The sequence below is a fragment of the Propionigenium maris DSM 9537 genome (assembly GCF_027925155.1).
Taxonomy (GTDB): Bacteria; Fusobacteriota; Fusobacteriia; order Fusobacteriales; family Fusobacteriaceae; genus Propionigenium; species Propionigenium maris.
Map to the genome: position 1 here is coordinate 1 of NZ_BSDY01000047.1, position 10,252 is coordinate 10,252.

Here is a 10,252-nt window from a genome sequence, read left to right on the forward strand (position 1 = left end):
CTACATCGTCTGCTTTTTTAGATACAGGCTCAAGCTCATATGTTTCCATAGTCTCAGGCTCCATATCCTTTACTGCGTTTCCAAGGTACTCGGAAAGTCTCATAGCTCCCCATCTTAGCGCCTTGTTTTTCTTCTGCTGCTCATGTCTTTCAAACTCCTCATCTGTATCAGCTACAAGACAGATATTGATTAGCTGAGAGAAGTATGAGTAGTTTGCTCCCTCTCCGCTCATATCGATAAGTCCGTCTCCGAAACTTCCCCAGTGCTTTCCTACAGCTAGTACTGAAGTGTTCTTAAGAGCGTGAGTTCTTCCGTCACCGCAAGAAGCTACCTCTCCAGTTACCCCGGGAAATACTGCTTTACCGTTTACTCTGCATCTTGGCTCCATAGCTTCCTTAACAGGAACTATTCTCTTCTCCTCACCAGGTCTTGCAATAACGATGTCTGCATGGGTGATGTGCTCATCCTCCATTACGTGTGCAATAGCTTCCTCCTTGTTGATTGTAAGGATACCCTCTGCATAGTGGGTAGTATCTCCAAACCTAACATCCTTTACATGGAAATTACCTAATTCCAGCTTCATCTTCCCCTCCTATATTCTTATCTTTACTTTTCAATCGTGATTATTTTATTCAATACTTTATTACAATCTTTTTTTCACATTGTCAATCGCGATTAGAATATTTTTTAATCATGATTAGAAAATGAGGTTTTATTGGAACCGGTACACATTCGGCTTACTGGGAGCTTGAAAAAAATTTCAGTTTTTTTAATTATTATTATATAATTATCAAGTAGAACAATTTGTGGGGGACTCATACATGAAAAGAAAAGAACGAAAGTTAAAAAATAAACGATTATTTATAGATGCTGCTACAAAACTTATAGAGGAGGAGGGGGTCGAGGGAGTAAGCATCAGAAAGGTTGCTGCAATTACCGGATACAACAGTGCAACCCTCTATAGCTACTTCCAGAACTTAGATCATCTCATCCTTCTGGCATGTATAAAGTTTTTAAAGGATTATGTAAGTGGTTTAGAGGAGTATACGAAAAATGCTAAAAATGAGCTGGAGAAGTTCCAATTGATATGGGATTTTTTCTGTAAGTGTTCCTTTAAGCAGCCTAAGATCTATCAGGCTGTGTTTTTTTCAAAGGTGGATTTCAGTAGAAGGGACTTTGAAAACTTCTATGAGATCAAGGAGTTCTATGAGATCTATCCAGAGGAGATCAATAAATCCTTTGTAAAGTTTCACAGGATGATCCTGAAGCTGGATCTCCATGAAAGAAATAGGATCCTTCTCATAGGTATGGCTAGAAATGGTTTCATCTCAAAGAGCCATATAAATACAATAAATAATATGCAGATCCTCATCTATAAGGGGCTTTTAGAGGAAGCTACCAACGCCAAAGAGGAGTGGGAAAGAAGGATTCTAGAGAGGAGAGCCATAAGGTATATAAAGCACTGTATAAACCCATTTATACTAAAAAATGAGGATTAAGATCCATTAACCGTAGTAGTTTTTACAACTATTAAGTCCTTTTCTTGATTACTAAATAATACTGTTGTATTAAAGTAATTGAGGGAGGATTTTTTTATTTCTCCTCTGAATAACTTTATTAAAAGGAGAGCTTTTATGAAGATAGATAACCATTCTCAGATCACCGACACTATCCTTATGGTCAAACCAGTGAGCTTTGGCTACAATCCCCAGACTGCTGTAAACAACTACTATCAAAAAGCACCCTCTCCTGGAGAGGGTGCCCTCATCTGCGAAGGGGCCATCAGGGAATTTAATAGATTTGTAGATACCCTAAAGGAGAAGGGGATTAGAGTGATTGTAGTAGAGGACACTCCAGAGCCTGCCACCCCCGATTCCATCTTTCCAAACAACTGGATCTCCTTCCACAGGGAAGGTATAGTAGCTCTATACTCCATGTTTGCTGAAAACAGAAGACTGGAAAGAAGGAAGGATATCCTTGATACCTTGAAGGGGGAGGGGGTAGATATCCGCAAGATAATAGACTACTCCCCCTATGAAGATAAGAATATCTACTTGGAGGGGACTGGGAGTATGGTGCTGGATAGGATCAACAGGAAAGCTTACTGTGCCCTTTCTCCCCGAGCCTCCCTTCCCCTTTTAAATAAGTTTTGTGAGGATTTTGGATATACCCCTGTAGCCTTTTCAGCTTATCAGTGGGCCCAGGGGAAGAGACTTCCCATCTACCATACCAATGTACTCATGGCACTGGGGGAGGATTTTGCCATCATCTGTTCCCAGGCAATAGATGATCCTCTTCAGAGAAAGAAGGTTCTGGATGAACTAAAAGGAGACGGCAGGGTGGTCATAGATATTACTGAGGAGCAGGTGGAATCCTTTGCTGGAAATGCTCTTCAGGTTAGGAGTTCAGCAGGGAATAGCTACCTTGTTATGTCTAGAAGTGCTTTAGAGATTTTAACCCCTTATCAGATCAAGCTTATAGAGGAGAGGACTGAGATCCTATCCATAGATATAGGAACTATTGAAAGATATGGAGGAGGAAGTGTCAGGTGTATGATGGCTGAAGTATTTTAAGATTTCCATTTAATATTTATATTCATTTTTAGGAGACTTCATATTATTTTTTTGCTATAATACATAGAATTATTTTTATAAGATTCTATTTTGATTTAAAAATTTGAGGTGAACTATGAATGAACTTAACTTCCATCTAGAAAACCTAGCTTGGAGTATACTATTATTTGTTATATTTTTGGTTATCAGAAAGGCCCTCTACAGGGGTATTGAAAGTTTTGGAAGGAGAAATTCTCTCTCCCTTGAAAGGATCATGAGAGCAAAAAGGTTTATGACCTTCTTTATGGGGATATCTATCTTTTCCGTCTTCCTCCTCATCTGGGGAGTCCAGTTAAAGGAATTTTTCCTTATTGTGGCCACTACCTTTACCATCATTGGTACTGCCTGCTTTGCTTCATGGTCAAACCTGAGCAATATCTCTTCTGGAATAATCCTTTTCTTCAGCTACGACCTGAAGCACGGGGACAGGATCAGACTTGGAAGCGGCGACAATACAATAGAGGGAAGGGTCCATGAGATGAAGCTCTTCTATGTGGAGATTATCAATACAGAGAATGAGATAGTCCTCTACCCAAACAATATGATGCTCCACCAGTCTATAACTATCTTGAAGCAATAGCTCAATAAAAAAGAGGCGCTTACTCGCCCCTTTTTTTATTTTTCAATGACTAATTCATCGTAACCTGTACTCTCATCAGGCTTCCTGGTAAACCTTTCCTCTGAAAGTATACCTATAACCAGCTCACAGGTGGTATTGATAATATTCCCCTCTGTCAGGTGCCCTCCCCAGGCCCTTCCCTCTATATCACCATAGCTTACATGCAGGTGGAGCCCCTCCTTGGAGAGAGTACCATTGAGACTGAGTATCTCAAGATCCTCATCCATTACCTTTATACTTTCTCCGTCAGCTAGCCTGAACCTCCCCAGGCTCACACACCCCACAGAGGACAGCACTACCCCTGCCCCTACATTCTCAGAGGAAGCTATCCTCTCTATCTCTTCTTTAAGATCCATTCCCTTTGTCAGTCTTCTGGCATATATTTTCATACTCTTCTTCTCTCCTCTTCTTGGTTTATCTTCATAAAAATATACCCTATTTCAACTCTACCTGTCCATCTATTATTCCCCTAAACAAATCAATTTTAAACATTCGTTTGATTTTTAAATTTATATATAGTAATATTCTGTTGGATTTTAAATACATAAAGGTGGTTTATATGAAAAAATACTGACTTTGATACCTAAACTTAACTTCTGGAGGAAGTGACGGGTTAATTAAAGATAAATAGTGTAAAAAGAAATCTCAGATAGATAAGTGCTTCTTTCTCCTTCTTTTTTGTGGAAACTCATCTCCACACCTATTTAAGTCTCTATTTAATCCTCTTAGGTTTATTCTTTTTTTCAGCTAAAAAACTATATCATAGATGAAACTTCTTAATTTTCAGGAGGTTCTTTTTTGGTGAACTCATGGAGGCCTTCCTTCCCCTGAAGTTCACAGGATCTATAGAGGAGGTAAGAGATGAAGAGGTCCCCTTAGTTTACTGCAGCTGCACCCAAGGGGTGTAAAGATTACTACCAACACTAAATAAAAGAGAAGGAGAAAGATTTAAATGAAAAAACTGACTTTATACCTAACACTTTTAATTGCCCTCTTATTAACTGCCTGCAGCGGTAATAAAAGTATAGAAAGCAGGGAGAGAAGAACAATCTCCCAGGAAGAGGCTAAAGAGCTCATAGACAACAGTAACTATATCTTTGTAGACCTTAGAACAGTTGACGAGTATATAGGTTGGCCCATAGATATTCAAAGGGAGGGGCATATTAAGGGAGCCGTGGATTTCCCTGAAAGCTGGTTTTCCCTTATAGAGAGGGATAAGGAACTCTCAAAGGAGCTTCAGAGAAGAGGAATCCATAGCGACAAGACCCTCATCCTCTACACCAGATATGGAGGTGTGGATGATAGGATAATCCAGAGGCTCACCTCCCTTGGATATGAAGATGTTGCTGTACTAGAGGGAGGTATCAAGAAGTGGGCTGCAGACAAAAAACTGCCCATGGAAAAACTTAAAAACTATGAGATCTATGTATATCCCCAGTGGATCGATGACCTGAGAGCAGGGAAGAAGGTGGCAAACTACGATGGAAGGCCCTTTATTATTTTAGAGGTAAGTTACAGACAAAAACCTGCAGGACAGATCCCAGGGTCAATCCACATAGATGATTCCCTGAACCACCTGAGAGGTGAAAGAAACTTCCTCAAGTATAGGAATATTCCCCTTGAGGTAAAGTCCAAGTTCTGGAACAGGCCCTCCGACAAAAAGATCGAAGAGACCCTTTTAAGCCTTGGAATAACTAAGGATACAATGGTTATCCTCTACGGTCCCAACCTTCTGGCAGCAAACAGGTGTGCAGCAGTGATGAAGTATGCTGGGGTAGAGGATATAAGAATCCTCAACGGAGGAAGTAAGAGGCTGGAGACTGAAAACTACCCCTTTGTTCAGGGTTATGCTTCTCCTAAGCCAGCTAAGGATTTCGGAGCACAGATACCGGTGAACCCTGAGGTCTTAATTGATTTTGAGGATGAGATGAGGATAATGAAGTCAACTAACAGTGTGGTAGCTTCCATCAGAAGCTGGAAGGAGTATATAGGAGAGGTTACAGGTTATACCTATATAGATGACAAGGGGGATATTGCCGAAGCCAGATTTGGTTATGCCGGTTCCGATCCCTACCATATGCAGGATTACAGAAATGTGGACAATACTATGTTTAACTACAAGGTTATAGAGGAGAGATGGAACAGATGGGGGATTACCCCTGAAAGAGAGGTGGCTTTCCACTGTGGTACTGGATGGAGAGCCAGCGAGACCTACTTCTATGCCCTTTCCATGGGATGGGAGAATATTCATGTCTACGATGGGGGATGGTATGAGTGGCATATGAAGGATGCTCCACGAAAACCTTTGGGAGTTCCAGAGGATGCTCCAGAAGTTCCAGTGGCAATGTTTTAATAAAAAAGCAGGGGAATTCCCCTGCTTTTTTTATCTAATATCAGCTTCAGATAGCTGAAGTAAAACTTTTATTTAAACTATCTAAACCTTCAAGAGAAAGTTAATCCTCCTTCATACTTTACTACCCTCTACTTGAAGGACATTCCTCTATTCAGCCTCTCCCTCATCTCAGATACCTCTACTCCCTGCTCGCCTGCTACCTCCTTGAGGGTATCCTCTGGATATACTTCCCCCGGTATCTCCAGTATCTCGACTATCTCTTGGAAGCTTAGACCAGTATAATCAGAAACCTCAGCCAGGGTCATCCTTCCCCTTAATGTTGCGCTCTCCTTTAACCTACCTTCCACTACCTTCTCCACCTCCTTAGATGTAAGAGCAGCTACAACCTCACCTATCTGATCGTGATCAAACTCAATCCCGGCAGCTTCAAGAACTTTCTCACTGTTTTTTATGGTAGTTTCAGGGGGGAGCTTCTCCATAGTGGTTCCAAGCTCAAGATACAGCCTCTCCAATGGTACATCAAACCCCTCTGCTACCTCCTCTATACTCATCCATCCCCTGATATTGTCGGGATTTCCCCTTAAAACTCCCTCTAAAGTATTAGGGCCACTTTGATAGATCCCCGTTATCTTAGTTACCAGAATTATTCCAAGGAATAAGCCTACTCCTGCTACTCCTGCCCTTCTGCCGCTCATCCCCTTCCCTGCAACACTTGCCTCCAGAGAGTTTTGCACAGTGGGACATGCCTCAACACACTTCATGCAGCTTAGACACTCTCCCTTGGTGTCCGCCCTTTCACTGGAAGATATATCCAGAGCCGCAGGACAGCTCCTGTCACACATTTTACAATCTACACATGAACTCTTTTTCCTCTTGATCTTAAAAAAAGAAAACCTTCCAACTATGGAGTAGTAAGCTCCCAGGGGACAAAGGTACCTGCAGAACAACCTCTCATAGAAGACTGAGCTCAAGAGCATAGCCACCAATATTCCAAATCCCACTGCATACTCTTTCAGCAGCTCCTCCATCCCCGCTGCAATGTGGCTGTAGGCAACAAATGGATCCATAGAGTTTATTACCAGCTGCCCTGTTCTCCATGTAAAATATATTATCCCAAGAAGAACTACATACTTCATATACCTCAGGGAACCATCCCACTCCCTGGAAATAGTGTACCTTCTCTTAAAGATCTTCATCCCCAGCCTTCCAAAGAGATCCTGAAGGGTTCCCAGAGCACATATCCATCCGCAGAAAATCCTTCCAAAAATAAGGGTTAAAACCGTACTTCCCACTGCAAAGACGATATTGGAATAAAATACCTTTTTGATAAACTCCCCCTTAGTTACAAGGGAGTAGAAGCTTTCCAGGGCACCAAAGGGACACAGGGCATGTACCGAAGCCACTCCATCTATCCCTCCACCTATCCTCTGGTGTAAGATCCCTATTACCGTTACAAATAACAGCACCCCCATTTGAACCGCCCATCTGATATTTCTTGTTTTAGCAAGCATTCTCTACCTCCGATCATAAAATTTTCATACCCTTTCAAGAAAATCTACCTCCTCCATGTGACAGTATTGTGACACCTCTGTGGAATTCCTCTTCAAAATCACACACTTTCTCACCATATACCAGCACTTAAAAAAAAGACCGGGGTTATCCCCGCTCTCTCTTCACTGATATTATTTCTATCCTCTATCTCTAGATACCTGGATAAGCCCAGATCCCAGATGTCCTCATAAGGTCCCTGTATACAACCAGGTGCTCACTCTGGGAAACCTTTTGTGCTTCCTCTACAGAATCGTAGTCCAGATAAACCAGGTTGGTAAACTCTAAATCCATACCCTCATTTAAAGTTGCTTCCTTAAACACTGAAAGCCCCCTTCTGATATGGCTGGCGCTGGTAATTAAGGTTACATTCTCAGCGCCTATCTCCTTCAGTCTCATAGAGGAGTAGGTAGCATTTTCAAAGGTATCCTTGGCCTGGTCATCCATGTGGACCTTTTCAGGGGAGATTCCCTTCTCCACAAGTCACTTCTTCATGAGATATGCCTCGGTTACTCCGGCCTAAAGTAAGGCCGTAATGAGTTATTCAACTAACCACCAAAAACGTCGAATGAGTACCCGAATCCTGCTCCATACATAGTTTCCGATCCATCTGAAGTTGCAACATTTGCGTTTACTCTGAAATTTTCTGTAGGCTGTACAGCTACTCCAACTGCCACCGCCTGAGAATTTCCATATCCACCAAGGCCAGCTCCTACTCCGACTCTTCCGGACTTCATTTCTGGATATACTATTGAAGCCATTGCAGCAGATGAAGCAAATCCTCTGTTCATTTCATTTTCGAGGCTATTAACCTTGCTCTCTACTCTATCGATTCTTCTTGAATTATTGGCGATTTCACTTCTGTTGTTATCGATTCTAGTGCTGTTATTTCTTATATTAGTTTTATTTATATTTATATCTCCAGTATTCTTATCTATCTTCCTACTATTTTTATCTATATTATCTGAATTCTTAGATATCTTTGTATCTGTATCGTCTGATTTTGCAACTGTATACCTCTGTAGAGCTTTTATCATCTCTCTGTTTCTGTCTGCTTTTACAACCTTAACTTCTCCAGATCCACTTCTACTTCTCGTGTTTACGCTCTCATATACTGCCTCATCATGCTCATGTAAAGTTGCTATATTCTTTTCAATCTTTGCGTCTTTTTCCTTAAGTTCTTCATCTGTTGCCTTTAATTTTTTATCTGCTTCTTCAAGTTTAACAACTGATTTACTTATAATCTCATCTCTTCTAGCAGATTCCACTTTATGTACATCTAACTCATCATTTATCATAGATATTTCAGCTGAGTTTTCTATAACCTTGCCATTTACTCTTGATATTTTATCTTTATTATCTGCAACCAATTCATTATTAGCTGTTATTGCTTCTCCATTTTTAGAGATTGCTGAACTGTGACCATCAATTTTGTTTTCGTTAGATTTAGCTACATTCCAAGTTTCCATAAGACCTTCTCTATTTGTCTCTGAATAATCTTTAAGGTCATTTAGGCTCCTTGAATTATTAGATATATCCTTCCTATTACCAATAATCTTAGACTCATTTCCTTTTACAGACTCATGTGCCTCCTTAAGGCCTTCTCTGTTTACTTCTGAGTAATCCTTTAGAACCTCTATCGATACTTTATTATCAGCAACTTTCATGTTAACGTCAGATATTTTAGAATTTGTTATTTTAGATTCATCTTTAATAACCTCTATTTCAGCAGCATTACCTATCACTTTCCCATTTACACGAGATATCTTATCAGTATTATTAACAATCATATCGTTATTAGTTGCTATTGAAGAACTATTCTTTGATATCGTTGATGAATGTACGCCAATTTTAACTTCATTTTTGGCAGCAACTGTAGCTACACTTGAAGTATAGTCATGATTATCTTTTATTCCTTTTGCATTGATTTCTGTTCTCGCAGTATTAGAATCTATAACTCCAATTGTTTTTTCATATTTATTTTTTACATCTTCCTTTATATCCTTAATTTCTCTTGTATGTTTAATTATTAAACCGCTATGTTCTTCTATTGATCCTGCATTTGTTTCTATTAAACTTTTATTTTCTCTTGTTGATACTTTATTAGCTTCTGCAAGGTTATTTACAGTTAAAATCTTCCCATCCTGAATCGTGTTTGCGTGATTATTCTTTTCAATTTCCTTAGTATTTTTATCGATAAGATTTTTGTAGTCTTTTATGGTACCTGTATTTCTTTCTATTTTTTTCTCATGATCGTCTAATCTTCCTTTATTTTTAGAGATAGCCTCTCCATTATCGGAAATCTTATCTCCATTTGAAGAATTTTTATCTATTGTTATTTTATACTTTGCAAGCGTTGTATTTATATTTGTAATGGATTCAGAGTTGCCCTCTATAATACTATCTTTCTCTTTTAATCCATTTGCTAATCTATCTTTAAGATTATCTATTTCTGTATCATGACCATCCAGTCTTGAATATACATCTGAAAAACTGTCATCAGAATTAGCCTTATTTATATCTATTTTAGTATATATATCCCTATGATCATGAGTAACACTCCCAGCTGTACTTAATTTGTCATTAAGGTCTTTTATCCCTTTCTCATTATCTCTAACTTTTTTATCAAGTTTGTCAATTTTTCCTTCAAGCTCTTTATCCTTACTTGCTGATTCCTTTGATAATTTATTAAGGCCTCTAGTGTTACTTTCTACCTTTTTAGAATCTACATTGCTTGTTATTCTACCGATCTGTTTTTCTAATGCTGTAATCCTTTCATCATTTTCATGTGGTATCCCCTTTCCATAAGCAGCCTCTCCTGTCATAGCCCCTGCTAATAATAATGCTCCAATCAATAGCCTCTCTCTTATTCTCATAATATCTCTCCTTTTTCTAATTAACTTCTCCACCAAGATAAAATTAATTCAATTTTTTGTACTAGTAAAACTATCTACTAGTATCTTTTGCCTATAAGACTTTTTAATCTTAAATGCATAGGCTGTTGCAAAAGTATTGTATAATTTTCAATATTGCAATGGCCTTTTCTATTGTAAATAATAATATCTTTAAACTAACATTAAAAAACTTCCTGCTTAGCCCTCTAACTCTATGATTATCAAT

The 10,252-nt window shown here is 39.2% G+C and carries 9 protein-coding genes; 4 read left to right on the forward strand and 5 right to left on the reverse strand.

What is annotated here, in order from left to right; genetic code table 11:
* Window positions 1-583 (reverse strand): glycine/sarcosine/betaine reductase component B subunit (locus QMG11_RS19660; protein ID WP_281838095.1); only part of this gene is annotated, 583 nt, incomplete at its 3' end.
* 238 nt (window positions 584-821) lie between these two features.
* Here QMG11_RS19660 and QMG11_RS19665 point away from each other — a divergent pair.
* The 3 genes from QMG11_RS19665 (at window position 822) to QMG11_RS19675 (ending at window position 3,192) form a co-directional block, all read left to right on the forward strand.
* Window positions 822-1,499 carry a TetR/AcrR family transcriptional regulator gene (locus QMG11_RS19665; RefSeq protein ID WP_281838097.1) on the forward strand — a complete coding sequence of 226 codons (678 nt, stop codon included), beginning with the start codon at window positions 822-824 and terminating at the stop codon, window positions 1,497-1,499.
* A 135-nt stretch (window positions 1,500-1,634) separates the two neighbouring features.
* On the forward strand, window positions 1,635-2,573 hold the full coding sequence (gene ctlX / locus QMG11_RS19670; RefSeq protein ID WP_281838099.1) for a citrulline utilization hydrolase CtlX: 939 nt from the start codon (window positions 1,635-1,637) through the stop codon (window positions 2,571-2,573).
* 115 nt (window positions 2,574-2,688) lie between these two features.
* The gene (locus QMG11_RS19675) at window positions 2,689-3,192 is read left to right on the forward strand and encodes a mechanosensitive ion channel domain-containing protein (protein WP_281838101.1); all 504 of its coding nucleotides are present in this window, start codon (window positions 2,689-2,691) and stop codon (window positions 3,190-3,192) included.
* A 35-nt stretch (window positions 3,193-3,227) separates the two neighbouring features.
* Here the strand turns inward: QMG11_RS19675 and QMG11_RS19680 are convergent, their stop codons facing one another.
* Window positions 3,228-3,620 carry a PPC domain-containing DNA-binding protein gene (locus QMG11_RS19680; protein WP_281838103.1) on the reverse strand — a complete coding sequence of 131 codons (393 nt, stop codon included), beginning with the start codon at window positions 3,618-3,620 and terminating at the stop codon, window positions 3,228-3,230.
* A gap of 563 nt (window positions 3,621-4,183) precedes the next feature.
* Between QMG11_RS19680 and QMG11_RS19685 the strand changes: the two genes are divergently transcribed.
* Entirely contained in the window at window positions 4,184-5,584 is a 1,401-nt protein-coding gene (locus QMG11_RS19685) for a rhodanese-like domain-containing protein (RefSeq protein ID WP_281838106.1), read from the forward strand.
* 128 nt (window positions 5,585-5,712) lie between these two features.
* Here QMG11_RS19685 and QMG11_RS19690 read toward each other — a convergent pair whose 3' ends face one another.
* From QMG11_RS19690 to QMG11_RS19700, 3 genes are all read right to left on the reverse strand, one after another.
* The gene (locus QMG11_RS19690) at window positions 5,713-7,095 is read right to left on the reverse strand and encodes a 4Fe-4S binding protein (RefSeq protein ID WP_281838107.1); all 1,383 of its coding nucleotides are present in this window, start codon (window positions 7,093-7,095) and stop codon (window positions 5,713-5,715) included.
* Window positions 7,096-7,285: 190 nt separating this feature from the next.
* The gene (locus tag QMG11_RS19695) at window positions 7,286-7,612 is read right to left on the reverse strand and encodes a YdcF family protein (protein WP_281838112.1); all 327 of its coding nucleotides are present in this window, start codon (window positions 7,610-7,612) and stop codon (window positions 7,286-7,288) included.
* A gap of 68 nt (window positions 7,613-7,680) precedes the next feature.
* Window positions 7,681-10,008 carry a YadA C-terminal domain-containing protein gene (locus tag QMG11_RS19700; protein WP_281838114.1) on the reverse strand — a complete coding sequence of 776 codons (2,328 nt, stop codon included), beginning with the start codon at window positions 10,006-10,008 and terminating at the stop codon, window positions 7,681-7,683.
* Window positions 10,009-10,252 lie beyond the last annotated feature (244 nt).

Bases quoted from the DNA above. Each gene is read 5' to 3' on its own strand.
- QMG11_RS19665 (WP_281838097.1), top strand. From the start codon at position 822: ATGAAAAGAAAAGAACGAAAGTTAAAAAATAAACGATTATTTATAGAT.
- QMG11_RS19675 (WP_281838101.1), top strand. From the start codon at position 2,689: ATGAATGAACTTAACTTCCATCTAGAAAACCTAGCTTGGAGTATACTA.
- QMG11_RS19700 (WP_281838114.1), bottom strand. From the start codon at position 10,008: ATGAGAATAAGAGAGAGGCTATTGATTGGAGCATTATTATTAGCAGGG.
- QMG11_RS19685 (WP_281838106.1), top strand. From the start codon at position 4,184: ATGAAAAAACTGACTTTATACCTAACACTTTTAATTGCCCTCTTATTA.
- QMG11_RS19680 (WP_281838103.1), bottom strand. From the start codon at position 3,620: ATGAAAATATATGCCAGAAGACTGACAAAGGGAATGGATCTTAAAGAA.
- ctlX (WP_281838099.1), top strand. From the start codon at position 1,635: ATGAAGATAGATAACCATTCTCAGATCACCGACACTATCCTTATGGTC.
- QMG11_RS19690 (WP_281838107.1), bottom strand. From the start codon at position 7,095: ATGCTTGCTAAAACAAGAAATATCAGATGGGCGGTTCAAATGGGGGTG.